This window comes from Litorimonas haliclonae, assembly GCF_965138505.1.
Lineage (GTDB): Bacteria > Pseudomonadota > Alphaproteobacteria > Caulobacterales > Maricaulaceae > Litorimonas > Litorimonas haliclonae.
This window is the reverse complement of record NZ_CBCSCO010000003.1, coordinates 130,214-155,978: the sequence shown is the minus strand read 5'-3', so window position 1 is coordinate 155,978 and position 25,765 is coordinate 130,214. Positions and strand designations below refer to the sequence as shown.

35 protein-coding genes are annotated in these 25,765 nt (G+C 52.7%); 4 read left to right on the top strand and 31 right to left on the bottom strand.

Translation table 11 applies throughout. The annotated features are described in order from the left end of the window. Position 1: 1 nt before the first annotated feature. The 6 genes from ACNA05_RS08090 to ACNA05_RS08065 form a co-directional block, all read right to left on the bottom strand. Positions 2-3,937 carry a hypothetical protein gene (locus ACNA05_RS08090; protein ID WP_415810941.1) on the bottom strand — a complete coding sequence of 1,312 codons (3,936 nt, stop codon included), beginning with the start codon at positions 3,935-3,937 and terminating at the stop codon, positions 2-4. After that, a complete protein-coding gene (locus tag ACNA05_RS08085) occupies positions 3,930-4,292 on the bottom strand; it encodes a DUF6950 family protein (protein ID WP_415810940.1) in 363 nt (120 codons plus the stop codon). Before ACNA05_RS08085 ends, ACNA05_RS08090 begins: the two co-directional genes overlap by 8 nt. 16 nt (positions 4,293-4,308) lie before the next feature. Beyond that, positions 4,309-4,953 (bottom strand): hypothetical protein, encoded by a 645-nt coding sequence (locus ACNA05_RS08080; protein ID WP_415810939.1) that lies wholly within the window; start codon positions 4,951-4,953, stop codon positions 4,309-4,311. Beyond that, positions 4,950-5,606: a hypothetical protein gene (locus ACNA05_RS08075; RefSeq protein WP_415810938.1), complete on the bottom strand. Its 657-nt coding sequence runs from the start codon at positions 5,604-5,606 to the stop codon at positions 4,950-4,952. Before ACNA05_RS08075 ends, ACNA05_RS08080 begins: the two co-directional genes overlap by 4 nt. Then, positions 5,603-7,981, bottom strand: coding sequence for a phage tail length tape measure family protein (locus tag ACNA05_RS08070; protein WP_415810937.1), 2,379 nt, complete (start codon positions 7,979-7,981; stop codon positions 5,603-5,605). The genes ACNA05_RS08075 and ACNA05_RS08070 overlap by 4 nt, the downstream gene beginning before the upstream one ends. Before the next feature lie 70 nt (positions 7,982-8,051). Then, positions 8,052-8,432 (bottom strand): hypothetical protein, encoded by a 381-nt coding sequence (locus ACNA05_RS08065; RefSeq protein WP_415810936.1) that lies wholly within the window; start codon positions 8,430-8,432, stop codon positions 8,052-8,054. Positions 8,433-8,527: 95 nt separating this feature from the next. On the opposite strand from ACNA05_RS08065, the gene ACNA05_RS08060 reads away from it, so the two are divergent. After that, positions 8,528-8,806, top strand: a complete 279-nt coding sequence (locus ACNA05_RS08060) for a type II toxin-antitoxin system RelE/ParE family toxin (RefSeq protein WP_415810935.1) — start codon at positions 8,528-8,530, stop codon at positions 8,804-8,806. Beyond that, a complete protein-coding gene (locus ACNA05_RS08055; RefSeq protein ID WP_415810934.1) occupies positions 8,806-9,105 on the top strand; it encodes a HigA family addiction module antitoxin in 300 nt (99 codons plus the stop codon). The genes ACNA05_RS08060 and ACNA05_RS08055 overlap by 1 nt, the downstream gene beginning before the upstream one ends. Positions 9,106-9,263: 158 nt before the next feature. On the opposite strand, the gene ACNA05_RS08050 is transcribed toward ACNA05_RS08055, so the two are convergent. From ACNA05_RS08050 to ACNA05_RS08035, 4 genes are read right to left on the bottom strand one after another with little or no spacing between them, the layout of a single operon-like run. Further along, entirely contained in the window at positions 9,264-9,581 is a 318-nt protein-coding gene (locus ACNA05_RS08050; RefSeq protein WP_415810933.1) for a phage tail assembly chaperone, read from the bottom strand. Positions 9,582-9,619: 38 nt separating this feature from the next. Then, on the bottom strand, positions 9,620-10,015 hold the full coding sequence (locus tag ACNA05_RS08045; RefSeq protein WP_415810932.1) for a hypothetical protein: 396 nt from the start codon (positions 10,013-10,015) through the stop codon (positions 9,620-9,622). Further along, positions 10,015-10,503 carry a hypothetical protein gene (locus tag ACNA05_RS08040; RefSeq protein WP_415810931.1) on the bottom strand — a complete coding sequence of 163 codons (489 nt, stop codon included), beginning with the start codon at positions 10,501-10,503 and terminating at the stop codon, positions 10,015-10,017. Before ACNA05_RS08040 ends, ACNA05_RS08045 begins: the two co-directional genes overlap by 1 nt. 2 nt (positions 10,504-10,505) lie before the next feature. Further along, positions 10,506-10,946: a phage tail terminator-like protein gene (locus ACNA05_RS08035; protein ID WP_415810930.1), complete on the bottom strand. Its 441-nt coding sequence runs from the start codon at positions 10,944-10,946 to the stop codon at positions 10,506-10,508. On the opposite strand from ACNA05_RS08035, the gene ACNA05_RS08030 reads away from it, so the two are divergent. After that, positions 10,945-11,139, top strand: coding sequence for a hypothetical protein (locus tag ACNA05_RS08030; protein WP_415810929.1), 195 nt, complete (start codon positions 10,945-10,947; stop codon positions 11,137-11,139). The two genes, ACNA05_RS08035 and ACNA05_RS08030, sit on opposite strands and share 2 nt — an antisense overlap. Here the strand turns inward: ACNA05_RS08030 and ACNA05_RS08025 are convergent. The 18 genes from ACNA05_RS08025 to ACNA05_RS07940 form a co-directional block, all read right to left on the bottom strand. Then, positions 11,123-11,554, bottom strand: coding sequence for an HK97 gp10 family phage protein (locus tag ACNA05_RS08025; protein WP_415810928.1), 432 nt, complete (start codon positions 11,552-11,554; stop codon positions 11,123-11,125). The two genes, ACNA05_RS08030 and ACNA05_RS08025, sit on opposite strands and share 17 nt — an antisense overlap. Beyond that, positions 11,551-12,003 (bottom strand): phage minor head protein, encoded by a 453-nt coding sequence (locus ACNA05_RS08020; RefSeq protein ID WP_415810927.1) that lies wholly within the window; start codon positions 12,001-12,003, stop codon positions 11,551-11,553. Before ACNA05_RS08020 ends, ACNA05_RS08025 begins: the two co-directional genes overlap by 4 nt. Beyond that, a complete protein-coding gene (locus tag ACNA05_RS08015; RefSeq protein WP_415810926.1) occupies positions 11,958-12,593 on the bottom strand; it encodes a hypothetical protein in 636 nt (211 codons plus the stop codon). The genes ACNA05_RS08020 and ACNA05_RS08015 overlap by 46 nt, the downstream gene beginning before the upstream one ends. A 3-nt stretch (positions 12,594-12,596) precedes the next feature. Further along, positions 12,597-12,827, bottom strand: coding sequence for a hypothetical protein (locus ACNA05_RS08010; RefSeq protein WP_415810925.1), 231 nt, complete (start codon positions 12,825-12,827; stop codon positions 12,597-12,599). Beyond that, positions 12,828-13,220: a hypothetical protein gene (locus ACNA05_RS08005; RefSeq protein WP_415810924.1), complete on the bottom strand. Its 393-nt coding sequence runs from the start codon at positions 13,218-13,220 to the stop codon at positions 12,828-12,830. It abuts the gene before it with no gap. Then, the gene (locus ACNA05_RS08000; RefSeq protein WP_415810923.1) at positions 13,213-13,629 is read right to left on the bottom strand and encodes a hypothetical protein; all 417 of its coding nucleotides are present in this window, start codon (positions 13,627-13,629) and stop codon (positions 13,213-13,215) included. The genes ACNA05_RS08005 and ACNA05_RS08000 overlap by 8 nt, the downstream gene beginning before the upstream one ends. Before the next feature lie 6 nt (positions 13,630-13,635). Then, the gene (locus ACNA05_RS07995) at positions 13,636-13,956 is read right to left on the bottom strand and encodes a hypothetical protein (protein ID WP_415810922.1); all 321 of its coding nucleotides are present in this window, start codon (positions 13,954-13,956) and stop codon (positions 13,636-13,638) included. A gap of 42 nt (positions 13,957-13,998) precedes the next feature. Continuing rightward, positions 13,999-14,580: a hypothetical protein gene (locus ACNA05_RS07990; RefSeq protein WP_415810921.1), complete on the bottom strand. Its 582-nt coding sequence runs from the start codon at positions 14,578-14,580 to the stop codon at positions 13,999-14,001. Positions 14,581-14,658: 78 nt separating this feature from the next. Then, the gene (locus ACNA05_RS07985; protein WP_415810920.1) at positions 14,659-15,648 is read right to left on the bottom strand and encodes a major capsid protein; all 990 of its coding nucleotides are present in this window, start codon (positions 15,646-15,648) and stop codon (positions 14,659-14,661) included. 13 nt (positions 15,649-15,661) lie between these two features. Continuing rightward, on the bottom strand, positions 15,662-16,099 hold the full coding sequence (locus tag ACNA05_RS07980) for a hypothetical protein (protein WP_415810919.1): 438 nt from the start codon (positions 16,097-16,099) through the stop codon (positions 15,662-15,664). Between the two features lie 3 nt (positions 16,100-16,102). Beyond that, positions 16,103-17,296 carry a hypothetical protein gene (locus ACNA05_RS07975; protein ID WP_415810918.1) on the bottom strand — a complete coding sequence of 398 codons (1,194 nt, stop codon included), beginning with the start codon at positions 17,294-17,296 and terminating at the stop codon, positions 16,103-16,105. Further along, complete coding sequence (locus ACNA05_RS07970; RefSeq protein WP_415810917.1) at positions 17,277-18,656, bottom strand: anti-CBASS protein Acb1 family protein; 1,380 nt, start codon at positions 18,654-18,656, stop codon at positions 17,277-17,279. Before ACNA05_RS07970 ends, ACNA05_RS07975 begins: the two co-directional genes overlap by 20 nt. Next, positions 18,653-19,945 carry a phage terminase large subunit gene (locus ACNA05_RS07965; RefSeq protein ID WP_415810916.1) on the bottom strand — a complete coding sequence of 431 codons (1,293 nt, stop codon included), beginning with the start codon at positions 19,943-19,945 and terminating at the stop codon, positions 18,653-18,655. Before ACNA05_RS07965 ends, ACNA05_RS07970 begins: the two co-directional genes overlap by 4 nt. Continuing rightward, positions 19,923-20,450 carry a terminase small subunit gene (locus ACNA05_RS07960; protein WP_415810915.1) on the bottom strand — a complete coding sequence of 176 codons (528 nt, stop codon included), beginning with the start codon at positions 20,448-20,450 and terminating at the stop codon, positions 19,923-19,925. The genes ACNA05_RS07965 and ACNA05_RS07960 overlap by 23 nt, the downstream gene beginning before the upstream one ends. Before the next feature lie 250 nt (positions 20,451-20,700). Then, a complete protein-coding gene (locus tag ACNA05_RS07955; protein WP_415810913.1) occupies positions 20,701-21,309 on the bottom strand; it encodes a transcription termination/antitermination NusG family protein in 609 nt (202 codons plus the stop codon). A 145-nt stretch (positions 21,310-21,454) separates the two neighbouring features. Next, positions 21,455-21,853 (bottom strand): helix-turn-helix domain-containing protein, encoded by a 399-nt coding sequence (locus ACNA05_RS07950; RefSeq protein ID WP_415810912.1) that lies wholly within the window; start codon positions 21,851-21,853, stop codon positions 21,455-21,457. A 222-nt stretch (positions 21,854-22,075) separates the two neighbouring features. Further along, positions 22,076-24,019: an AAA family ATPase gene (locus ACNA05_RS07945; protein WP_415810911.1), complete on the bottom strand. Its 1,944-nt coding sequence runs from the start codon at positions 24,017-24,019 to the stop codon at positions 22,076-22,078. After that, positions 24,016-24,318, bottom strand: a complete 303-nt coding sequence (locus tag ACNA05_RS07940; RefSeq protein ID WP_415810910.1) for a hypothetical protein — start codon at positions 24,316-24,318, stop codon at positions 24,016-24,018. Before ACNA05_RS07940 ends, ACNA05_RS07945 begins: the two co-directional genes overlap by 4 nt. A gap of 122 nt (positions 24,319-24,440) precedes the next feature. Here ACNA05_RS07940 and ACNA05_RS07935 point away from each other — a divergent pair, with 122 nt between their 5' ends. Beyond that, a complete protein-coding gene (locus tag ACNA05_RS07935) occupies positions 24,441-24,701 on the top strand; it encodes a hypothetical protein (protein ID WP_415810909.1) in 261 nt (86 codons plus the stop codon). Here the strand turns inward: ACNA05_RS07935 and ACNA05_RS07930 are convergent. The 3 genes from ACNA05_RS07930 to ACNA05_RS07920 all read right to left on the bottom strand — a co-directional run bounded on the left by ACNA05_RS07930 (position 24,686) and on the right by ACNA05_RS07920 (position 25,693). Next, on the bottom strand, positions 24,686-24,922 hold the full coding sequence (locus ACNA05_RS07930) for a hypothetical protein (protein ID WP_415810908.1): 237 nt from the start codon (positions 24,920-24,922) through the stop codon (positions 24,686-24,688). The two genes, ACNA05_RS07935 and ACNA05_RS07930, sit on opposite strands and share 16 nt — an antisense overlap. 96 nt (positions 24,923-25,018) lie before the next feature. Further along, entirely contained in the window at positions 25,019-25,381 is a 363-nt protein-coding gene (locus ACNA05_RS07925; protein WP_415810907.1) for a hypothetical protein, read from the bottom strand. Between the two features lie 108 nt (positions 25,382-25,489). Beyond that, positions 25,490-25,693: a hypothetical protein gene (locus ACNA05_RS07920; RefSeq protein WP_415810906.1), complete on the bottom strand. Its 204-nt coding sequence runs from the start codon at positions 25,691-25,693 to the stop codon at positions 25,490-25,492. Between the last annotated feature and the right edge of the window lie 72 nt (positions 25,694-25,765).

The window sequence follows — 25,765 nt, the reverse complement described above, 5'->3', positions numbered from 1 at the left end:
CCTATCCCGGTTCACTTGTGGAAATTGTAACGCGCACTTCTTCTGTGACGTAGCTTGCAGGAAGAGTTGTTGTGCCAGTAGCCCGCGCTTCATAAGTGGGGCCAGTTGTGGCTGTGAACGTTCCGGCTTTTGTTGCTGACGCCACGAAGGTCTCTTGAACATAATTGTCTCCGCTTCCGTTGGTAAACGGATGAACTGTTCTAGTGATTTCGCCATTGTTTGTGGTCGTTCCGATGTCTGTCCAACTGCCACCTGTTGTCCGTCTCTCGGTTTTGACTTGAGCGCTACCCGCCGTGATGGTGGTAGTGCCGACAGCGTAAGCGCTACTGTAGTAATTTCGAGAAGACGTAATCCGGGCTGTGCCTGTAACGGTTTTTGTCTTGCCGTTTCCGCCGATACCTGTTGTTGTGACCGTTCCATCAGATGTTCGGAAGTCAGAGGTTTCTATAGCAGATGTTCCAAGCTGTTCTCCAAACTGCCAAACCTCTCCGTCTGTTGTGTAAACGACGCGGCCATTTGTTCGGGTGCATGCATCCGGTGTTCCGAGATTTGCACCTTCCCATCTCATTAAGTCAGATGAAGCGCCAAACCCGTTACCTTGAACTATCCATGAATTACCATCAGGGCTTTCATGGATAAATGGAATTTCAGAATATAGACCGTCATCCGTTGCATAGAGACCTTTCCCGTTTGCACCCCTAAATCCAATCGCGTCAGACTCGAACAGAATAGCACTATACTCATCACCGTTGTCCTTATAGGCGCCGATTATCATTCTGGCCGTATTCGCATCGCCTGTACTGGCCGAAACACTAAACGTGGCGCTAGAAAGGTTCTCCTCTAAGTCTTCAATCGCCTCCGATTGTAGCGTGACAGTGGATTGCAAAGGAATGACCTTTTGCGCTTCAATTTCAGACGGGGTGGCGGGGCGAATATTGAACTCGGACAGACCAATATCTTTTAGCGACAATGAAACGCCGAAGCCTGTCCAATTCCCCATAAAGAAAATTCGGAGATTATCGACATCAGGGACAAAGGATTGACCCGAATAGTCGTAAAACTGACTGAACCGGACTTGCTTTCTGAAGTCGTCTGTTGAATCTAGAACGTCATCAAAATGAAGCCGCGTTGCAGTGTTGAGAACGACATCACCTGTGTCCCTCATCTGAATGTGAATGCCAGACGCTTCAAAGGTTCCATTGCGAAGATAAACTACGCCCTCTATGACGAATTGAGGCGAGAACTTCCAATCTTGGATGAACCCGCCTGAATTTGTGAAAAGCTGAATACCTATCTGGTCGTTTGTTTGCCCGTCAAGATACGGAGCCTGAGTATAGAGCGCAGAGTTGGTTGTTCGTAAGATGTCCCCGCCGTCATCTGACCAGACAAGCCAATCTTTCGGAACCTGATACCCGACGTGTGTCTCAAACGGCTCCGCAAAGGTCGGGTCTAACAACCACCCGTCCCGCTTTATATTCGCCGACACCTGATTGATTTGGGTGGACAGCGCGTCTCTCGCGCTCGCATTTGTAATGGCCGCAGAGGTGATGTCCGCTTCATTCTGGTCAACGCGGGATGTTTGCGTGGTAATCCGTTGAGCCTCTGCGGTTAAATCCGCCTGAGACGCTTTGACGGTGTATAGGTCGCTGATGTCGCTTTCTGTAGCATCGGTCCGCGCGTCCAAGTTAGTTAGCGCGAGAGCGTTCGCTTCGTCGGCATCGGTATAGGTATCGAAAAACTCTGTAATCTCGGCGGCGCTGTCGCCCATTTTGGACTCGAAACGTGCGACCCGTGTCGAAAGCGCGGCGTCTCCGTCGTCTGAGCTTTGTTGCACCGCCGCATCAGCCTGAGCGCGAGCTTGATTAACTTCGGCCTTCGCATCATTGATTTGGGTGGTCGCGTCGGATTGCGAGACCGTGGCTTCGAGGTCGGCTAGAATTTGGGACGCAGGCGTCCCGCCAACCGCATCTGTATTGTCTGAATTAGGAACCCGCTCAGGAACCTGCGTGGGAGGTGTGGCGGTCGTTCCGGTCGTCGTGGTCGGGCCAGTGGAAGCTGGCGTTGTGACATAGCCGACATAGTGGCGAGAGGGGTTGTCTGTAGACGTTCTAGCAGTCGGTCTGACGGGCGTTGCCTGGTAAGTAACATTCCCGCCTTCTCGATCAGCGTCATCGTAGAATATATAATAAAAGCTATTGAGAGTTAATCCGGTTAGAGTATCGCCATCCACATCAAGACCAGCGGCTTTATCCGTATAGTGCCGCGCATGAGACGAGATCGCAATTGAAGCAGTTGAGCCAGTCTTGGTAGCTAATATGGCAGCGCCCTCGACCCATGACTCTTGGATGATGACAGATACCCCTGCGAGACGGACTGTTGCTAGTGTCCCGGGGTTTGCGAATGGCCTCGGCGGGAAGTCTGGATCTCTCGGCGGAGAAATATTCGGACGAGTGTCCGGCACGTCCGTTTCATCAAAATCATGTGTTAGGGCGCTGTATTCACGCAAAATGAAGTTGATATAGCCCTCAGGTGTCTCGGCGTAGCCTTCAATCGACCATGTACGTCCGTTCATTGCCGGGACATCCGTATTGGCCAAAGTGACGGTCCCGCCTACGGCATAATCTTCAAATGGGATAAGTGGCAGGTTCTCAATCTCGCCGTTCGCCTGCAAGCGGGATGTGAATAGATCGGCTTTCTCAATCTTCGCGCCTTGGGTGGAATTCGCGACCAAGGGCAGTGTTTGCTTGAGGTAATTGATCTCGCCTCCGTCTTCGACAATCCACTCGGTCTTCGTCAGTTCCGGAAGGTCTTTCTCTGCGAACTTCTCTAGCGGCTCAATATATTTGGTTTGGGTCGCATTATAGACTTCGGTGGAATAACCATCCTCGTCATATCGCTTGACCCGGGCGGCCGGATAGTTGGCGAAGTCAATCGTGCCGTAATGAGGGCGGTTTCCTTCCGGAACGGTGCGTATTTTTGCGAGGCTCTCGACCAGAATGCCGTTGAAGGTGTCTCGGATGTTTTGACCGTCTTGTCTGGATCCCGATGTTACCACGCCGTGGCACTCAAACTCTTTCAGATCGCAATAATCTGCATTGTCCTCAATCTGGTCTTTGTCGAGAAGGTCTTCGAAATCGCCCGCGTAACCGAGACCGGCAATGAGCTTGTCTCCATTCTCGCCCCCGAACCAACCATGCTGGAATTGACCGTCCACAAGCCCTGAATTTGCACTATAAACATAGGTAGAAGGGTCGGAATAAATTCCACCGTTGCGAGGGTCGCAAACCTTTACACCGGACAGCTCAACGCGAAACTCTGGAAAGCCGCGAAACGGAATGAAGTTTTTGCCCTGCTGATCTTCGGGGTCGTCTTCATCACCAATGTCATCGTTTGTGTTTACGCCTCGCAGCATCCCAAGGCAGAGGCCGTTATGGTCATCAATGTCATTCAGCTCTGTCAGCTCATTATAAGTGTTCCATAGGCTCGGGTAGAGTGTTTTTAAGTCCGCCCCAAGACCGGAATTATTGTCTCCGAGCCAAAGCCTGAAACTAGCCCTTGGAACGTCATTCTTACCGAGAAAATGGGACGTGATGGTTGCCCATCCTATTGTAGCGTCGCCAGAAAGGGTAACGGGCTCTCCGTCCATATAGAGCTTATGGAACGCCGTGCAGGGAACCGCCGAAAAGATAGAAATGCGTTCGCCCGTTTCGAGGTCAACGCCTCGCGAGTTGTCAAAGCTCCCTACCCCGCCGACAATGCGGCGGCCAATTAAGACCTCCCTCGGTGCGCCGTTCTGAAGGCGTCTCTGAATGGTTTGGGTGGCATCGAGAGAACCCACGTCCTGCTTTGGCAGCTTGGGCATCTTGATAAAGGCGGATAAGATTGTACCCAGAACCGATGTAACCGCCCTAAAGACGCTTTTGACGACCTTAGGCATTTATACGGTAACCCTGAACCAAAGCATGGCGTCCAACACTGGCAAAGCCTCCCGGATGACCGAGGCCCGTGACAACCGGCCCGTTTACGATAGCCGCCGCTTCCCCCTCAAACTGTGCAATCACGAGATCGCCGGTTCTTGGGCGGTCAACCGGCGTTGCAAAATGCGATATAGTTTCATGCAATCCTCCTCCAAATTGTCGGTGCATTATTCGAGCGGCCTCAAATTCCGTGCTGTAAGTGCCGATAAATTCTGTTGCGGGGTTTCGCCCCGTCTCAACGCCAATCCAGCCGCCTAAATAAATCAGGCAGTCCCATTGGCCGTGTTCAAAGATTTGTCCGTCATTCTCGCGCAAGAACTGCGCGAGTCGATTAGCGATAGACAGTTCTCGGCCCCTGATTAGGTCGATAAGGGCTTCCGCCCGGATTGCTCGGCACGGTGTACCCACCAGAGCCAGAACCTTCTTTATTCCAGTCAAAGACACCGTTTCGGAAAACAACGTCTGAGAGGTGCTTAAAACAGCCGTCTCGCGGATGAAGCAAACGCTGGTCCACGTCCGAGTAAATTCTCTGAGCAGGGTTTTGGGCCAGCAAACGAAAGGACAAGCATTCGATTATGAACATCGGCTTTCGCTCGTCGCTGCGGTCAAGATAGGCCTTGTCGATACGGCCCGCGAATTTGTGCTTACGCGACACGGCCAGCATTGTGTCGATGTCCAAGTCCAGACGGTGAAAGTCCACGCGAACCTTACGCAATCTCTCCTCAAATATACTTTGCAGAACGCTGTCTGGCGTTCCCTGACCGTCCGGCCCTGAAAGAATATGAGAGCCGTCCAGCGTAATTCGGCATTTGTCAGACACCGTGCCGGGCTGGGACGCATATCCGTGTAGGTTGCCATAAGGCGCCGCGGTATAGTTCACGCCGTCCACCGAGTAGCCGACATTATCACGAACAAAGTGCAGCGCGCCGGAAGCCAGATGAACCGTGCAGGCCTTTCGCGTCACATAGGCGGTCATTCTGATATGGCTCCGAAATACTCAAACCCTGACAGATTGTGCGTGGTAAACCGTCCGGAACCCGTCTGGCGGCTGTCTTCGTTCAAATCGACCTGAAACAGGCATCTTGGGCGGATGCGCGTCGCGGCTATAGTGACACTCGAAAGGTCGTAACGCGGGCGGATTTTGACCTTAACCGCTTTGATATCCCCCAACCCAGTGCCGGTTCCTGTCATCGTTGCGTCAAGTCCCACGCGAAAATAGTGCGTGATGCCAAAGGCGTCCTTGAAAGCAATCGGGTCTCCGACCGTCACAGTCTCGCCCGGCGGGATTTGTAGGCTTAATGTGCTGTTCGCCCGGCTCATGCCTTTGACCAGAACCTCTTTGACAATGGTCTCTGACGCGCCGTTCTCGATAGCCTCTTGATGCTGCCAAGGGTAAAGGCGGGCATAATCGTAAATACCGAGAATATGAATGCCCTCGCCCTCATCCAGAGCGGCTTCGAACTCGCGCGCTTCCAGTCCTTTTAGCGGTATGAAGTCAGCCCGAAACGCCCAGTAAGGACTTCCAAAATTGTTCGGCACCTGGCCGTATTTATCGTAATGCGTCTGGTAAACGGGACGGAAGGTAAGGCCCTGCGCATCCCCGCCAATATTTATCACTCTCAGGCTCATGCCGCGCCCCGATTTCGGTCAAACTCATATTGCTGAATGCGCGCCGGTATATTCTGCTCGATTTCCTCTTTCTGTCGGCGGTCTTTCTCATCGACCTTCGCCATGATTTCTTCTGTCGTCGTGCCGTAGAAATTGTTCGTGCTGTTATATCTGACAATCGTCTGATTGCCGCCAGAGCCCCGACTGTCGTTTACAGGCGTCATCTGGCGCTCGTTATAGACCTGCCCTCTATTGCCCGGGATCATATAGTTCTTGCCGTTCATGGAGAGAATTTCAGGGCGGTTCTTCTCTCCAACTTCGTACATTGTCCCGGGCGAGACTGGACCGCCGTTTTCCCGGCCACCGCCGATAGCTACCCGGCTAACCATCGCCGCCTGTGCCAACACATTTGCATAAACTGCGGCGGCTAATACGAAGTTGAATGGCGGCGGCGCAGACGCCATGGCTTTGGCAGCAGCGGTTGGCGCTGCAATAGCAACTTGGGCCAACGCCGCGCCCTTCTCTGCGACCAGAAACGCTTTCGTCGCTTTAGAGTGCTCTCCCAATATCAGAGACATGGACCCTGCCAGACTGCTAAAGCCGTCCGCCATAAGGGCCGCGGTGCTTGCGTTGGCCTGAACCTTAAGTTCTTTCAGCTTAAGCTGGGTATCAGCCTCTATCGCAATCCGTCTTTGATTAAACTCCTCGATCACGTTGAGCTGTGCGAACAAGTTACCTTGTAGCGTGGCCAGTTTTTCAGCCTCAAGCTCTTGCAGGGCGTTCATTCGCTCCCGCTCCTGCTCGACGATGTCGAACGCCGCATAGGCGGCGCCCTCTCCCATCCCGCCGAATCCCGCAACGTCCGGTGTTCCGTATGCTCCCTCGCGGGTTAGCTGCGCATCAAACCTATTAATGCTCTGGTCAATCCGCTCGGCCTCGGCTTTTCTGCGTGCCGTCTCTCTGGCAAGGCGGATTTCTTCCTCGGCAGCTTTTTCCCGTAACGCCTTCTCATGGTCGTAAATGTCTTTATTGGCGCCCCGCATGGCCTCGCGCTTGGCGTTTGCGAGTTGTGCGTTAACCTTGGCGGCGTCAGCGCCGTTTTTAATGGCCTCCGCAGCAACCGCGTCTAGAGCCTTCATTTCCTCGCGTAAGCGGCGCTGAATGAGTTGAACGACCCTGCCCTCACCCTGCATTCGGGCTTCAATCAACTTGTCTTCGCGCTTTGCCAATTCTTCCAGCGCACTTTCCCGCGCCTTGGTTCTCTCCTCGGCAGCCTTAAGAGCATCTTTGTCATTCGCCAGACGCTCCTTCGCTATCTTTGCAGATCGCTTGGAAATGGCATCAAAGGCACCCCCGGCGTAATCTGTATTGCCGATTTCCTCCAAACGCTCCTTGGTAAGAGCCAGTTCTTTGTTCGCGCGTTCGAGCGGGGTTAGATCATCTGTCTTGATAGGTGCGATTTTGATATTGCTTGGGTCAAGCAGTCCGATTTGTCGGTGTTCCTGCTGCATCGCCACCATTGCCGCATTATAAACTGTTAGGAGCGTGTTGACCTTCTCAATCGACTTCTCAATAGCGTAATTCATCGGCGTCAAAAGCGCATTGAAGACAGTCGCAAGACCTTGCGTAACCGTCCCGCCGACTATCCGCACATAGGCGCCGGCCAATTCAAACCCCGTTGCAATGCCCCGCGTTATGGAGTTCACGCGTTTTGCCGTATATTCAACGATAGTGTCCCAGACTGCCTGCCAATTGAGACCGAACGACTCAATGATCGCCGTCGCCTGTTCTCCCAAGAAGTCACGAACACTCTCATAGGCAAGCTGTGCGGACGCTTTAACCACATCGCCCATCTTAACGGAGGTTTTGTTTGCCTGGTTGATCTCGTAAGTGAGGCCAGCAGCGCCGGCAGCAACCACACTTAAAGCTAACGCCAACGGCCCTAAACGCGTGGCGAGACCTTTCGCAAAATGGGCTCCGTCTGATAATGCGTTATTAAGTCCGCCGCGTCCGCCGTACACCTGAGCCAGCTGGCCGCCCTGTTGGGTAGCTACCATCATGGGCGACTGCCCCATAATTAGCCCAGAAATGATATCGTTTGACTGGTATAGGAACTGTTGCCGACGAAAGTTTAGCTGACGAGTTGCTCTTTCGTTTAATTGGACTGCCGAGGTGTTCGCTTTCAGCGCCGCGCTTTGCAGGTTCTCGGCTTTAGTGGCGGATTTTGTCGCGATTGTCGCCCGATATTGGGCGGCGGTCATACGTTCAGTCTGCCCTTCCAGTCCTTTGGCCGACGCTTGAGCGCCGGAAGCACTTTTACTGAGTTTGTCGAGATCCCCAGAGGCTTTTTTGACGGGTGATGAGTCAACGGACAAACCAAGTTGTGCAATATCCATTCAGTCCTCCATGCGAAAAAAGCCCAGTCAATGAGAGGGGCGGTTCAGTCGGTAATTTTAGGTTGGTTAGCTAGGCGTGAGGATGGGTCCAGACGACTTCGCCGTTTCGTTGCGCCCGGATCAACTCCCAAGCGCCATTTTCATTCTTGCGGGTGTCGCATTTATATTTTGTGTCTGAAGCGGCGAAACTAAAGGAGACGGTGCCGTCCGACTGGTATCCACTCCACTGAGTTTCTTCTCCCCCAACCGTCGACTCTATGTGCATAGGATGATTTCCTATCATCCCGAGTAGCTCGTCCCTGCGTTCTTGGGCATCACCCGGCGGCAACTCAATCTGGGTCTTACATTCTTGCCAAAGATAGCCGATTTCTTCTTTGTCGATTTCGCTAATACTAGTCGCACCACACGAGATAAGTGACAGAGTAGAAAGGATCAAAATAGGTCTAAGCATACTCTCTATTGGCAGACTGCTATTAAAACGACAAGAAAAACAAGAATGTGTAACATATTAGTTGACACATGTAACATGATACATTACATACAATCATGATTAAAACAATTAGGCACAAAGGACTTCGAGAGTATTGGAAAAGCGGAACAGCCCGCAGACTAAACGCAGACTGGGTTCCTAAAATTCGACGCATCCTGAATGCCTTAGACAGAGCGGAAGCACCGGAAGACATGAACATCCCGGGTTACTATTTCCACCTCCTTAAGGGTAAGGAAGCAAACCGCTACTCTGTTCGCGTCTCAGGCAACTGGCGCATAACTTTTGAATTTGACGGCAATGACGCCACAATTTTAGACCTAGAGGACTACCACTGATGACCAATCGACACAGATCCATTCCTGAAATGCATCCAGGCGAATTGCTTCGTGAGGATGTTCTTCCGGCCCTTAACATCAACAAAACCGATTTTGCTGGACTGCTTGGCATATCGCGGCAGCATCTGCATGCTATTCTCAATGAAGAGCGCCCCATCAGTCCTAAAGTGGCTGTCCGCTTAGGCAAGCTCTGCGGCAACGGTGCTCGACTCTGGCTAAACCTCCAAACTGCTTATGATCTTGATCAGGCCGAAAGAACGGTAGACGTCTCAGGTATCAAAACTTTAGCGGTCGCTTAGACCCATGGCCCCTAAAGCCACAAAAACGTATATTGAGGTCTGGTTTGACGACGAGACCTGACCAGCATTGACGCATGGTGCAAGGCTCAGCCTAAGAAAACAACACGCCCAGAAGCCATCCGCCGCCTTGTTCGCTTGGGGTTAGACGAAGAATTGTCCTAAACCCCTCGCACCTTGTCGTCCTGCTTTTTCCGTTCAATGCTTTCTTTCTGCTGCTCTGAATATGTGCTCATGAACTCCATATCCATTGATCGAATAAGCTTCACATCATCGGCGCTAGGCTTTCGTCCGGTGAGCCGGGCCCACACCTCAATGGCATGAAAATCGACAGGGGCTGGCCCTCCCTCTCCAAAAGTCCTTGCTTGGTGCATCTCGAAGAACCAATTCCAGTATTTTCGGCCAATTGGCGGGATATCTGGCTCTGGAGAGCGCCGATTAAAGCGCGCCCTGAATTGCTTCGCTGTCTGACCGTCCACGCCATAAGTATTATAGGTGAAATAAGTCCTGACCGCTTTTAAGAGCCAGTATTCAGCCCTTTGAAGAAATTCGATTTGGTTATGGTAAAAACCTCGGCTTGCGCGAACACCTCGTCATTTTTCAGAAGCTCGACTACATTAGCCTCGCAAAAGTCCGGCACTTTGCCGTCGAGCGTGTTGTCGCCCCATTCCCAACCAACGACAGACTTGGCAAGGCACGTTAAACCGCGCTCGTCTTCCAGAGCGTTGATGACAGCCTCGTCCTTGCCCATTGATCGGGCAGCTTGGATTTTCTTGGCGTAGTCTTCGTAGTGAGGTTTTACCTTCTCATCGCGGAAATAAAGCATATCGAGCTTTAGGCCCGTTCCCTGCCCTGTTGCTGGGTTGATGATTTCAAGCGTCGCTACCCCGGCCTTAAAGTTCAGAAAGTCCATTAGACGACCGCCGCAGGCTCAACCACGAGCTCTTGCTCGGTGTAAATGGTGAAGTTCTGACGGATGATATCGTTCGCGCCGCCCATATCCATCACATTGGACTGCTTACCACGGTAATAGGTGGTTTTACCTGTATAATCGGCAGCGCCGGCAGGCTCGACCTTTTTATAGGCATACGGGAATTGCGTCTTACCTGCTGCGATCGCAGCGGCTTGGCCTGCATCCTGTTCTTGAGAGGCGTCGCGGACAACAGCGAACATCCATTCCATGTTCTGATTGTTGCGAACACCTTTAGACTTCAGCGTCCGGTTTTTAGAGATAGATTCGAAACTGACCTCGGCTTCTTCGAGACCGCTGGTCGGCACCTCGCCCGTGTCTGAGATTTCAACAAACGTTAGTAATTCGAACGCGGCTTTATCCAAATCCTCACCTTGAGGGGTGGTGCAGATGAATAGTTTTGTGCCCACATTGGGCTGACCATTAGACATAATTATCTCCTATATGCTCTGTATGGAATTGTGATGGGAACGCGCACTTCATTATCTTCATAAATAGGCGGACGTTCGTTGGCCTGTTGGTGAATGGTGACGCACAAGTCGTCATCGTAAAATCTATTGCCCTTCGCAAAAACGGTCAGAAGGCGTGAAGCCAGCTCTTTGACGTCGATTATTCCGGCATTACGTCTCTGGATAATCGTCACTTGAAAGACGCCGGATATGTTCTTGAGCGGTCCCAGTGTTGGCCCCGCCCCATCGGCGGAGAAGTCCTGCACATCCAAATATGGATAAGTTGTCGGCTCAAACCCCACATTCGGAATGGCTACGCGTAGCGCAACGCTCGGCTCTTGCTCCGCCATAAATCCGACGAAGGTTTCCACCTCGTCCAATAGCCGTTTGTAAACACGCGTTTCCGCGCCTATAAGCTCAGCCATGGCGAGCGCTCCTGTCAGTAAAGAAGAGGTCCAGAGACGCCTTAGGGCTTGTCATGACCTTCTCGGCACGGAGAAATCGGATGATGTAAAAGCAAACACGTCCCTCGACACAGCCCGCCGCGTCCTCGTGACCTTGGATCTATCCCTTGAACTGTCTGAAGACGAGATAGCGGCGCTCAAATCGACGCCCTGAAGGTCGTTGCTGCATCGTTGACAAAAGACTGCCACCGCGCCGCATTTGTCAGTACAAACCCGTCTCCAGGCTTTCCCCGGCTTCCATACTCTCTTGGCCGCGCATAGTTTGCGGTAAACATCCCAAATATCGTCTGCCCTAAATCCGCCTGATTAATCGTGAGCGATATGGCGCCTGTGTCCGGCGTAAAACTGGCCTCTCCATCTGGACGAGGCTCAAGCCGTAAGACGGGCTGTCCAATCGACGCCTGAAAAGAGCTGCGCAAGAACCCTGTATCAATTCGCATCCGTCCGCCTTCACGAGCAGGCTTTAAGACGCCGTAAAATAACTCCTGAGTGGCAATCTTAAATACCGCCTCAATGCGGCGCTCAGACTTGGCGATCCACTCATCAACCTGGGCGTCGAAGTCATTCATTCTAAGCCTCGTGTAAAGTCAATGTCGTATTCCGAAATGCAGCGACATTGAACGATGTCGGCAGTTTTGGCCCCCAAACTGGTATCACCCGGGAATCTCAACATAGACCCAAGCGGAGTTATAAACGCCTCGCCGAAGCCGATTTCCTCATCATGCAGTGCCGAGTGCGAAAACCGCACTCTTCCGTCTCGGCTATCTCTCCACCGCTTCGTTACAGCCTGAGCCTCTACCTCTCCTGATGCTATTGCCTGTCGATAAGTTTCATATTTCGATGCCTGTAAGGCTTGCAGCGTCTCCGTGCGGGCGATTGTGTCAGCCCTCAATTTGAGTAAACGATCCGAATAGCGTCCGGCAATTTTATCGATTTCAGTCTGCTTCAAGCCTTTACCAGACCGGATCGCTTTCAGGACAGTTCGGTCAAACCTCTTATCCCGTTTCTTCCGGCGCAAATAAGCCCTGAGCTGGCTTGTTTCCCCAGACGCAAGTTCTCCCTTGCGCGGGATAACGCCTGTTCCTGCGGCTTTGTCAGCCCCAGAATGCCGCCTGAGCGACGATTTGAGCCGCGCTGCACTCGGCCCACAATATCGAGTGCCGTCCGCCGTGGATTATCTCCCGCCTCTAGTCCGCGTCTTAAAGTCTCTCTGACTGTTTGGCGCTGCCCCTCTGCAATACGCGTCACCAATCGGGAAGACATATCCGCGAGCCACCGTTCAGCCTCCAGATTGCGGGCGTCAAAGCGGATGATGGCTTTTAATCCCGTCTGGGAAAGGCGAACCGCAGATAATCCTTGCGCCGTTATGCGGCCGCCAGACACATAAGTCTCGGCCACACGCTCTGCGACTATCTGGAAGGCCTCGTCTTGAATATTGAGCGCTCTTAGCGCCCCGTCCAGATCGTTGCGCTCCAAGGCCCGAATAATGCGCTGCACATCGGAGCCGTCTACTATGTCCGCGACAGCCTCAAGAAAGGCTTCGCGGGTTTTATCGTTCCCGCTTTCCAGTAGCGCCTTAAGCGCTCTCCTTTCTCGACGGGAGGCCATAGGTTATTTTCCCTTGGAGCCTTCCTTAGAGCCCGTGTCCTTTGCGCCAGACTTCGAGGCAGTGACCTTCGATATTGTGAGGCCTTCCAGCGCTAGCGCGCCAATACGCTCATCTGATAAAGCCTTCGCGAGGTCCAGCTCGACAGTTTCATTGGACGAAACAGTTCTCACCCCTGATTTCGTATTGAACGCATAGTTTCCGCGCGATTTGTTCTGTATTTTGTAAGTGCTCATTTAAGCCTCCAGCTTGAGTTTGTATAATACTGTGATGCCAGCAGGTGAGACCGGAATAACGTCCACGATCTCACTCCACGCTGTGCTTTCGCTCACGTCGTCTTTCGTGATGCCCACACAGACCTTGTCGTCTTTGCTCGGCGTAATATTGATATCGGCGCTGACCAAAAGAGTTCTTTCCATTGCCAGAATGGATCCGTTTCGGTCGCGCGCTACTCTGTTTGTATCGACAATTATCAAGTCGTGATAAGTGAATTCTGATGACGGCTCGTCGAAGTCGGATGCGCGTTCGCCTCGCGTTTGAAGGACTGCCGGAAACCCCTCCCCGTCCGAACTCACGGAAGCAATACCGGCGGCGACCTCGGCCCGAACCGCTTCCCAGTCCTCAGCCACCGACCGCCCTCAATCCAAAGTTCATATCATCCGGATCGTTCACATATGGCTCGAACATGGCATGAATGAGCGTCGAAACCGGCATGGCAGAATGCGTCCCGTCAGCCTTGCCAGTCACCGTCCATCGGATGCTATCCACCCCTGTCAAAACCTTCTGTTCAGACTGAGTGAATGTCTTCGTAAACAGACCGGGCGTCGCTAGTTCAAGCCTTGCAGCTTCGTATGTGGCGGGCTCTACAACAGACAGGGTCTCGTCATAACCTTGGGCCAGTATCGCGACATAGCGATATTGAATGTAGTCAGAGGCCCGTTGCAAAGCTGCCAGAGCTTCTGCGTCATTTGCCTCTGTTGGCGCGCTATTCCCCCTTGCGAGAGCGTGAGCGCGCCAGTCTGTTAGGTTTCCGTACATAGCGGATTATGCGCTAAAGGCCTTGCGGTCTTTGGCTGTGAAAGGCGTCTCGCCTTCGTCCAAAAGCTGGTTCAAGGCGGTCAGATTAGGCTCTCCGTCTTTGGTAAAGTCGTCCTCTGACAGACCTTTGACCAATTCGTCATAGCGGGCCTTGCGTACCGGGTCAGTTTCAGCGGACTTGGCAGGCTTTCCCTTGCCTTTCGGTGCAGATGCTTTGCCAATGAGCCAAGCAGGCATTTCATCGCCTTTGACATCCATTTCAGTGCCGACCGCAACTTCTTTTCCTTTGGCATCAAAGACGCCAGATCGTTCTATAGTGACTTTCATAAGTCTCTCCATGTGGTTTGGTTTACTCAATTACTCAATTACTCAATCAAGCCATGTCCAACTTTGTCGGCGCTTGATTTCTCCAACAGTCTGGCGCGAAACGCCGAACATTTTAGCTATTTCTGAATGAGTTCCATCCATTACTCGAATGGCCCTTACATCCACTTCTGTAAGCTTGGCGCAGCCGTGACGCTCTCCGCGATTATCGGTCCCATCAAGGACACGGTCCGCGTTGTTTTCTATGTTGGTTGCCCAGCGTAGATGCTTGGGGTTTATACATTTCCGATTGTGACAGACTCTCGGTTTATGTGCGCAAACAGAGTTCGCGCTAGGGGCTGGCCCAACAAACCTAATCAGAGCCTCTTTCGGCGCAGTCACAATATGACCGTCAATACTCAGAACGCCATAACCATGAGTGCCTATGGCATAAGGCCAGATAACGCACACGTCAGGAGGTGTGGCTACTGTCTCCATCAAGAAACTTAATGGCTCTCCCGGACTGGCATGTTTAGAGGCTAAAGGGTCGCCGTATTTCCGCCAACGCTCATAGTGAGCGCCGCACCATTCACGGCGTCTTTTGGGCTTGAAACAGCCCTCGATTTTGCAGATACACCCTTTGGGCATCGAGACCTCCTAACTAGGTTTCATGTCAAGGGCCGGGCGAGTGTTGGTAGCACCGTCCGGCCCGTCTATTATAGCCCGTTAGGTACTAACTGCAACTCCACACTGGCTCTCCGCATCAAACTTAATTTCCACCGCGGCGGCTGCCATGGTGCGGAAATCATAATCGTCTTCTGGATTAGCGCGGAAACGAGGCAAGGTCGCAATCGGCATACCGTTGAGAACCTGAACAACGCGGCGGTCTTTGACCAAAGCGATCAACTGATCTGCGTTCACAGAGTCAGAAACGACCACTTCACGGACGCCGCCAGTTTCCATAACGCGCTGCGCAATGGTCTTGTCGGACTCAGCCTTGAAGTCTGTGTTCTGTGCGTAGAACCAATCGTCGAAATTGACGTAAAGCGTAACTGGAACTTTGAAGTTCTTGTTATGCAGCAATTTGACGGTCGCATTGACCTCTGCAAGCCACTGAGCGCCAGTCGCACCATTTAGCGTCACGCCTGTAGAACGTGTGTTGCGGTTCGGGTGATTACGAAGACCGTAAAGCGGGTTGCCGCCGACGACGATACTTGTGTCACCGTCCAGGGCAATACTTTCCAGCTTCTCAGCGACCCGGCGCATAGCGTTCATGCGGCCTGCACTATCGAGTGGAATGCCCTCTGACTGAGCGGCAAGCATTTGACGCCAGCCGTAACCGAAGGTGCTATCGACGATAGGCAGCGGCGTTCCGTGGTAGTCATAGACCTGTTGGTCCCGACGCGCGGACTGACGACCGTCAAGGCTGATATTTGCCTCGCCTGAGTCGCTTACCGTCTGGAAGTGGTGCACCAATTTGCCAAGCGGCATAGGTGTGGACACCGTGCGGGCCAGATCATTGAACACTGCCAGGGTCGAACGCTGAATCTCAACAGCCTCCGTGTCCCATTCGCCCCAAACATCGCGGGGGACAGGTAAAGCGTTACCGATAAGGATATCGCTTCCCATTGCAGTGTTCAGCAAGCCCTGCTGGGCGTTGAACTGACGGCGCGTGTTCAGAACATGCGCCTCTTGTGGTTTTGTGAAAAGTAACATTAATCAGCCCTCCTTAAGCCGCTGGTACAATGTAGCCGTCAACGAAGACGACATCGGCCAAAGCATCAGCGGTGTAAGCGCCGGCAGTGTCGTTAAACACCGCGACCACCTTGTCGCCGCTTGTGGCTTTGGTGAACCGACCAGACGCTCCGACTGTCAGCGCGTCGTTGACGGCGTAAGTCGCAGCCGCGAGGCGGGCGTGAAATACGTCGTTCGGGTTGGCTTCGTATCCAATACCTGTATCGCCAGACGCATAAGCATCCGCGACGGTTTGTTCTTTGAAAGCCACGTTTCCGAGAACGTGCACACGCTTGCCAATGGCCGTTGTGAGTTGAGTTAAGGCCGCACCTGTGTCCTCGACAGCACACCCCGGAAGGTATGCGCCAGAGACAGGCAGATTGACCGCGACAGGGTCCTTATCCAAGGGACCACGATAGATGACGTTCGCCATGGGTTACGCCTCCTCTTTCATGTTTGCGTTCAGGTCATAGCCCTCGAACTCATCCTTGCCGTCTTTCGACTTAAAGGCATTGTTGAGTCCTGCGGCCTTGCCGGGCTCGGCTTTTTTGGCGAGTGCGCGGGCGGTATTGAGCGTAAGCTCTTTCGCTGCGTCTTCGTCCATCAGCCCGCCTTCGACGATCTTGTTTTGAAGCTCGGTAAGCTCCGCGTCGTCCTTGGCTTTTTGATTGGCCTCAAGCTCCTTCTGGGCATCCAGAACGGGCTTCATTTTCTCTTCAACAGAGTTGCTGATTGTCTCAGCTAATCCATCACTCATTTTTTTGACGCTATCCGCGAGGGCGTTAACCGTCTCGGTAAGAGCGTCCAGCTTCTTTTCATCAGCCATATCCGCGTTCTCCTTTGTTGCGGGGTTCGTTTCCTCCGAGACGGAGAAAATATCCAAGATTTTGGATTTCAGTGCGTCCAGCTTTCCAGCCTTCTTGCGTTGCTCGACTGCGCGCGCGAGGTGCTGCACCGCCCAGTCCATTTCACGGTCGGCGTCATCAAGCGCCGAGTTGATTACATTGATGTTTTCGCCTTTGGCGTTGACCATAAGCCCGACGCCTTGCTCGGGCGTTGCCGCCCCTTCTTCGTTCAAGAGAATGGCGTCGTGGTCGAATTGCATCTCCGTGGCGATAAAGCCGTATTCAATGCCGTCCTTATTGCTCAGACCCTTTTCGGCTTTCACCAAATTGGCGAGTAGCGCATTGGATGTGTGAACAGGTTCGCCTTTGTTGATCGCGTCTATGACGGACTTTCCGCCCTCAGAGCGGTTGGCGACCTCGATATCGATAATCTTGTCGAGAAAGACGCGGCCATTTTCACGGCGCACATTCTCATTCCAAGCGCCGATATATCCAAGGTTCAGCCCTTCAGGGTCTTTGGCACTAATAAAGCGGTCATTGACCAGAGGGTGTCCAAGAGGCGCAGGCGTCCGGTCGAGGGTTTTGTAACCCTTCTCAATTTCGTCTGCGGGGTAAAAGACCCCGTTCATCACCACATCATCCGGCAAGGTAGCGCTCGGCACGATCATGATCTCGCGACCGTTGCGGGTTTCGGTTCTCACGGCGGCCGTGTTAACCAGTGTGCGGATATTAATCCGTGTCAGACCCTCATGGGCTTGTGTGTTCTTATTCGTCAGAAATGTCATCTATAGGCTCCTCTCCGGCCTCATCCGCATCGGCAGGGTCGTCGTTAAAGTCATTGAGTTGGTCGGGTGTGAGCGGTGCGTAATCGACCGTTCCGCGTATCTCGTCATCGGTGAACAAGAGCGCTCCGTTCGTGGTGTGGCTGTGCTTCTCATTCATGTCCGTCATTTTGGACGCCCGGTCTGTTTTCTCGGTTATCGAGCTTTCAGTTAGGTCAGCCCAATCAATCAGCCAGTCGCGTTCCGGCAGGATTCCAAAGCGCTCCAGACGGTCAATAAAGGCCATAAGGTTCGGAATGACGACGCTGTCCCGGCGTGACATGCAGGTCTTTGCCCACTCCTGGGCGTCCTCTGTGCTGGCTCTCTCGCCGGACTGTGAGCCAATGAGAATTTTGAGCGGTATCTCGATAGAAGCTGCGAACAGCTCCAACGGGCCTTGTTTGAAATGTTCAGGGCTTGGCAGATTGACCGGAACGGTCGTGACCTTAATCCCTTGCGCGAGAAACGTCTTGTCGAACCCCTTGTTGAAGTCGTCAACGGCCTCCCCGATTTTGTCAGCCACTTCGCCCGGCTCGACACCCATGCCTTTCGCAAGTTTTGTGGCGTCAGCATCTTTGTCCAGTTCAAGAACCAGACCCGACTTAGCGTTTTTCCAGAAGCCTTCACCGCCTGCGCCGACGACCTTTTCCAGATCGATTAGGTTGTTATATCCCGCCTCTAACAGGCTCGGCGCGTGAACCGTCCCGTCCTCAGACCAGACGATAACGCGGTCTGGGTGGACGTTGACCGTCCGTTGCGGGTTAGTCTCGCCTGCACGGTCAAGGCTGGCCTCCTGAAACTGAAACATCTTGGGCTCGCCATATGTCTCGGACGTTTCGTCATAATCCCAATCAGAGACCGTAAGCTGACCCTTCCAAGCAGGTATAAGTCCGACAAGGCCGTTTAATCCGCCCGGGACACGGCTCACTGGCTTATCAAAGGTCTGATCGTCCGCGAGCCTCAATATGACGCCGGAATAACCTCCAACCAGAGACCGGGCATCGGCGAGACAAAGGTTCTGCCAAACCCTCAGCTTTTCGAAGCGCCGGCGGATAAGCCTTTCCTGCTCCGTCTCCGCATCGTCCGGCTGTTTCTGCTTTTCCAGAACGTAAGGCATGTCCTGCCAGCATTTCTTTGCCGTCTTGTTCACACCCGCCTTGGCAAGGCTGTTACGCGTGTATTTCTGGTAGAAGTGATTAAACGACAGGTGTTCAGGATAGCCGAAATCCGCCGCGTAATTATGCTTTGTGTCCCCAAAATAGCCGGGGAATAGGTTCTCTAATCGACGCGAGGCGGCGTTCATCAGAGATTGTTTGATGCTCATCGGTGACGTGCGCCTAAGAATATGGCGGTGTTTGATTGGTCGTTCAGCATAAGTTCTGTCATCCCCCAAATCATCGCGTCAGCACGGTCAGGCGAGTCCTCGCCCATATATCCAGAGACCATGAAGCCGCACATTTGATCCTCTAATTCCGGAAAGCGGCCACAGTGTTTGGCGCGTCCCTGCTCGTATAAACTTGCCACAGGCTCGGCCCGCACATGCTTACCCCTAGAAGCCGTTACCAGCTTGACTGGGGCAGACCTGTCCGCCGTCCGAATGACGCTTTCGACCATGGCCCCGCCATAATTGCGTTCGGCTACGATCTTGTCCGCTTCCCATTTATGATAAAGATTGACCGCGACGCGGCCCCATTGATCCGGATGAGCGCGTAATGTGGCGTCCTCCAAAACATAACCGTTGTCGTTAAAATCTATGCCAGACGCGATTATTCCGATCTCGTCAGAACGATAGTCTGCATCCCCACTGGCGCCAGAAGGGTCCACGGCAATGACAATGCGTTTAAACTCCGCGGGAACTTCAGCCCTACATGCGTCCAAACCGTCTATCGTCCAGAGTGCGCCTTCAGTATCGTCTAGGAACACACCCTCCAGAAACCGTTTCCTTTGGGCTTCCGGCATCGACTCAAGTGTCTCGATGTAATCCGACGACAGATTTTCCAAATTGTCGCCCGGGTTCATCACGATGTGTCCGTATCGAGACTTATTGCGTAAAGGCTCTTTGGTCACTGGGTCTATCTTTTGGATAAACAGACGATAGGTCCAGTGTGACTTACCAGGTGGGTTGCAATCGAAATACGCCTTGTTCACCAAGCTCGTTTTTTGTGCCAGGCGCGTCAGCGCAATTAAAACCGCCTTATAACTGATCTGCGAACACTCATTGAAATAGAGCGTTGCGAATTCTTTACCGAGGATCTTCTCGGTGCGTTCTTTGTCATCCAAACCCAGAAGCCAGATTTCGGAGCCGTTCGGCAGCCGCACGACCCAGTCCGTCTTGTCGATGTGATAACTAAGGCCCGGATAGCAGAGAGCCATGACCTTGGGCAGCGTATCCAGCCCCACTGATTGCTTGATGTGGTTGAACCTGTGCCTGAGTATTCCGTGACGGCTGCCCGCCGCTTTCAAGGCCCTTGTGACAACGGCATAAACCAGCTCGAAGGTTTTGCCCGAACGCGAGCCCCCATAAAGCATTACGCGAGTTAACGCAGTCGATATGAGTAAGTTGGCAGCCTCGTCCTGCTTTGGGGTTAGTTTAAAACTTGGCGGCTTTTCCATCGATCACAACGGTAAAACCCTTCTGACCATTGTCCTTTTCGAAAAACCCGATGTGTTTACCGAGGCTGTCGAGGGCTGACTTCTTGTCGTGCAGTTTGAATCTCACCTTGCGCACGTCTCGGGCATCTTCCCCTCGTCCGTCGGTGAAGTCTTCGACAGAGACCTCAGAGATCGCCGCCGCCTGGTCACTGGTCAGCTCTGAAAGGTCTACATAAGGTTCGCCGTCGGACGTGATTTGAATATAGTTTTCCATATTCGAAAAGGCGAGTTTCGCGTATTCTTGAGCGATGCGGTCAGCCGTTATTTCAAGTCTGTCAGCCCGCTTTTCTTTGGCTATTGCTAAGGAATTTTGAATTTCAACATTCTTCAACAAACGTTGGCCCTGAGAATAAGCGGTTTTTTCGCTATAGCCCGCCCGTATCGCGGCTTGCGTTGCATTCAAATCTATAAGGTATTCTGCGACGAATAACTTTTGTTTCGGCGTCAGTTTTTTTGTTTTAGCCATGGGAGCTAAAACCTCGAAATTTTCGCATGAACATTCCTTGTTCGAAATCGGGATGTAGAAATTTGGATAAAGCTTCGCTTATAGCGATCTCAGTGGTTCGGTGATTATCACCTTTACGAGACCCGGATCGGACAGAGGTGGCCAACAATGAAAACATTACGTCATCGAGGCACATGCGCGGTCGCCCATCCCGCCTTTAGATGAGAAAAGGTTATCAAAACGTTATTTGTAATATTAGAAAAATGTGAAATCAGGCTTTGATCAATTGCGAGAGGTGAACCAGTTGTTCCTGCTCGATGCCGAAAAGCTCAAAGGCGATCTTTGCTTCATGATCCATAATTTCGCGCACCTCAACTTCGAAACCGGTTAAAGTCCCCTCGCGAAACGTTGCCTTGTCTCCAACGGCGTATTCGGCAAAAGTTTCAATATGTGCGAAATATTCCGGCTCGGAGAATTGTGTCAGGCTCAACCCTGTCCCGTCTGTGTCGTCCGCCCAATCGGTCGTATAGTGCGGCCCGTATTTGGAAACGTGCTTGTCCATCCACTCGGGAGAAAATGTGTAAAGCCTGCGTTTGTTTCCCATGAGGAATTTCAAAAGACCGCGACGGATCAACTCGCGCCACTGATAATCTCTTATTTCGATGAAGAGGTAGCCGACCAGTAGCGGAAAGGCCTGTTTCTCTTTTTCTTTTCGCTTCGCCTTGTCAGCCTTGTTCTTGAACCGGAAAACGGTTCGGAAAGGGACATACACGCGAAACCCTGCACGTTCGAGGAATTCGGATAACGTAAATTCATACCGCGCCGTTTGGCCCACGTGTTTGGGACGGGGAACCCGCATCAGATGCCAGCTAGTCCCCATCAGCGACTCTCTTTGAGTTTCAACTGGGCCCGCGCCTTATCGACTATCCGGGAATATTCATGCGCTTCAGTAATTCGGCCGTACTGGCGCGCGCGTCCTTCCTGAATTGTGGCATTTCTTATTTTCGCTTTCAGCTGTGCGCACGTCATGTGTCTGCCTCTGTCAGGCCCAGACGCAATCGAATGTCCTCGATGGTTTTCTCGGCCAAACCGTAACCCAGCCCGTGACGGGTCTCGATTTCGATCCCCTGCGGCGCCAAAGCTTTTCGTAAAGTGCTGATGTGAACCCGAACGGTATTCTCTTCGACGTATCCGGCTCGATCACCGTAAGCCGCCAAGAGCAATCTGTCCGACCGCAAAAACCTACCAGGCATCAGCGCCGCCAAAATTCGGATCTGGCCCTGCGTAAGTTTTAGGACCCGGCTCGCCTGCTCTGCGAAACGGTCACCGCCAAAGCCCAGAGCTTCCAAGGCCTGAACCGCTGCCAAATAGTTTGCTTCCAGATCGCCTCGGGACATGCTCGTCGTGTCTGTATCGAAATTCATGAAACCGCTCCGCGACACTCGGCGAACATTTGGGTATATATCCGTAGGATATATATACCCAAAAATGTTCGCGTCGTTTTGTGTCCAATGTTCGCCGAACATTTTAAAAATGTTCGCCTAAAACCTAATAAAAACAAACATTTACTAGACTTTTTCCATGAAGCGAACATTTCGGAAATGTTCGCGTTATAATGTATCAAATGTTCGCCAATGTTCGCCACGCTAAAAAGCCTCCAAGATATTGAATTTATTGTCATTTTCAGATATTTTCTCTTTTTTCTTGAGTTCGTTGACTGCGCGCCGAAATTGGGCGGTCGTTTCGAAAATTCCGTCTTCGATAGCAATATTCCGGAGTGCTTCCCGTTCGACAGGAGCCTCCGTTTCCACCAATTTGAACAACGCTAATTGCTTGCCTTTGAGCGGTGTTTCTTCCTCGACAGGAACCGGCGGAGACGTCTCATTGAGGACCAGACTTGTGATTTCGGTGTCGAAACCGCCTATCATAATGGTCTGCGGTTCAAGCCAAAACGGGTCCGCTAGCTCGCTATTTTTCTGTCTTGTATTCGTCAAAACAGCCTTGCTGGTGCCTTCCTCAGTGCCGAGACGGAAGAGAAAATCCGCAGCCCCTTCGAGGGCATTTGACCCCCGCATGCGGTCTTTATTCGAGTGGCCTGTGTGGTGTATTGGCATGACAGTTGCGCCAAGCGGCACGCGGATGTCGCTGTCCACACGGCTGACAAAATCGCTCATATCGGCTGTGGAATTTTCATCTCCGGATCCAAAGTTCCGTGCGACGGTATCGATGACGACCAGTTTCGCAGACGGTCCGCCTTCGGTTATTTTCTCTATGTGATTGCGCAGTTCTGCGGCACATTCACCGTCGCGCAAACGGATGGGTCTTTTGGTCAGATAGAAAGGTAGTTTACTGATATCCACATTGTGGTGCTGGCCCCAAGCCACGACGCGTTTTGCAAGGCCGTTATGGCCCTCCCCCGCGATATAGATTGCGGTTCCCTGTTCCACCTCATGGCCGTGCCAGTCTTTACCGCTTGCCGTGCACAGCGCCCAATCGAGCGCGAGGAACGACTTGTAGGCTCCGGGCGGCCCGAAAAGCACCCCAGTGGCGTCCTGTTCGAGGAAACCCTCTACCTGCCATTTGGTGGGGCCGAGCTGCTCCGCCAGTTCGCTGATGTGCATAAAAAGAGAACTGTCATCGGCTATCGACGTTTGATTTCGCTTTTCCTCTTTCGCCCAGGCTAAGACGGTGGCGAAGGTCACAGGCCGCGTGTTAGACAAGTTTGCAGAGAAGGTTCGCCATTTCGCAGCCATCTCTTCGCCGCGGTATTTGAGACTGTTCATCGACCAGTCGTTCCAGAGTGCGAAGCCTTGCTGTCCGCCGCCAAACTGATGATAGAGGGCCATTCCTGTCTTGACCCAGTCTTCATAACTATCACATCGTTCTGACAGAACGCTGAGGCAGGTCTTGATCTGATCTGTCGTCAAATCGAGCGGAGGCTTGGCATAAGCCAGTGCGCGTAAATCGTCAGAAACGCCGTCCGGCAGCTCCGCAGGCAAAGCACCCTGTTCCCTTTCAACTTCCTCCCAGTCATCCGGAATAATAGACTCGAAATAGGTGATGATGTCTTTCGCATCGTCGCGGCTCAAAACCGTGAGATCGCTATAGGGCACATCGGCCAGATCGTCTCCGTGCCAGCGATAGGGACTCCCCGTGTCAGGGTGGGTCGCATGTGAAACAAACTGTTGTCCCTTGCCGAGGATTTCGACCGCATGACGGTCGCCGAACATGTCTTCAAAAGTCCGGCTTTTCATTTTTGCGAACGGCACATCTGTGCGGAACACGAATAGTGTTTTCGGGGCACGGCCAGTTCGCCGCGGGGCGTAGCCGAGACGCTCGACATAAGAGGTCATACGATCGCAGATATCCCGATCGAGAATGTCAAGATCAACCGCCGGGGTCGTAGCGGTTAGAATACCGACGCCCCCGTGAGCGTAACCATTAGAAAGCCAAGCGGATAGATTATCCTTATCGGCCTTGATATCCTGCCAGCCTTTACGGCCCGGATGCTTGAGCCCGAGCTTTATCGGAATAATCGGATACCCTTTATCAAGCAGAGGCTTTCCGTATTGAGCGAGGAAGTCTGTCATGCCGCAGCTCCCGCCCGCTCAGATACGGGGACGGCTGTGACCTGTTTCGGAAAAACAGAGAGGGCGGCGTTCAGGAAAACCACGTTTGTCGGATTGTCGGTTTTGGTACGACGGTAGACGGGGCCGAATACCGGGACGAACTGCGTTCTGAAGCGAAGCCTTCCATGCCCCGGATAGGGTAGCTTTTCCAACTGATAATCGCACAGCCAGACCGCACCGAAGTCGTCACGGGCGACATAATACCATCGGCGGTTCACACAAACCGTCTGTCCGGTTTTGATATAAAGTGATCCGCTCATATACACGCCGCCCGAATTGACAGCGAGCGCAAAGCGCGGCTTAAAGAAGAAATGCGGTTCGGAACGCCCGCCAAGACTTTCCGAACCGCCAAGCGTGTCACATCCATTGCAGAGGAAATTTTATGACAAACTTGATCTTCGAGACGGGAGCGCCTTCGATAATGGACCGCCCCCCGTTGCATTTTCATGAAGCTGTTTGTGTATGGGTAGACCACCACCGCGGCCTGACAGAGCCCCAGATCGCCGCCAAGTATGGTGTCTGCGCGAACAGCGTCAGCTCTGTCTTGACGGAGCTGACGCATGAAGGCGCCGAGAAGGCCGCGCTTGCCGTCGTAACAGAAGGATATGGGGCTGCGGGGCCGACGCATCAGGTGTCTTCCTGAAAATTCGCGAAGGCTTTAAGATATCCGGCCAGACTTTCGGCACACGCGGCCGCATCCCGCGCTTTCACAGGGCAGGACGAGAATTGTCTGTCTAAATCCAGTATATCCCGGCGCAATTCGCATGCGAGCGTCTTTATTTTGTAGAGGCTGACACTGGGCGTCGCTGCACCTTCAAGCCCAGCCGCCGGAGCCTGATGAACATTTTGGGAAATATCGGGCATTATCCGATTTCCCACCAAGCGCGACCTGCGCGACTGGCTTTAACAGCTAAGTCGGATGAGATGACGCCAAGCGCGCCTATCCAACCTAAAGGATAACTAAGTCCGAGAAGACAAAGCCCTGCGATCTTCATCAAGGGCTTGTAAATCTCTTTCGATTTGTCGTTTCTGGGCTTCAAGGCGGGCCTCCCGTAGGGTGATGTGATCCTGAACAATCGGGACAAACACCGCGTCGAGAAACGCTCGGCCGTAAACGGCTGTCATTCGGGCAAGGTGGTCAGGACGCGTCGGGAACGCCGTTCCGTCGACCCACTTATAGGCCGTGTCCGGAGAGACGCGTATATCCGAGGCAACCAGCTTGGCCGCGTTCATCGGGTAACGGTGTAAAAGAAAGTCGGACAGACGCCGTTTCAGGTCGTCGCCTGTATCATTCCGAAATTTCTCCATGATCTGTATCTCCATGTCAGGTAAGCCCTAAGCATGGATAGGAAATGTCAGTTTCGAACGACTTTGGCGAGACAGTCGAAATTGACGGATTTAAAGATTTGAAAACAGGCGAGAGTGGCACAATCATTGCGGCACCTCGTCTCTTTCCAAACCATCCAATTGGCTGGTGATGGCCTCGTACCGACCGGTGGTCAGGTCTTTCCCAGTTTTCAAACTGGGAAGAACTTTACCGTCATTTGCCAAGCGGGAGGACAGCGTAGAAAGGGTTATTCCGTTTCTAGTGCAGTAATTTTCCGCCCTTTGGAGCAATTTTTCACGCAGCTTCATGTTTCCTGCATTATTAGGTATTATTACCGATGTCAATTTATATTCGGTAGAATTACCGCGTTACCTATCTCT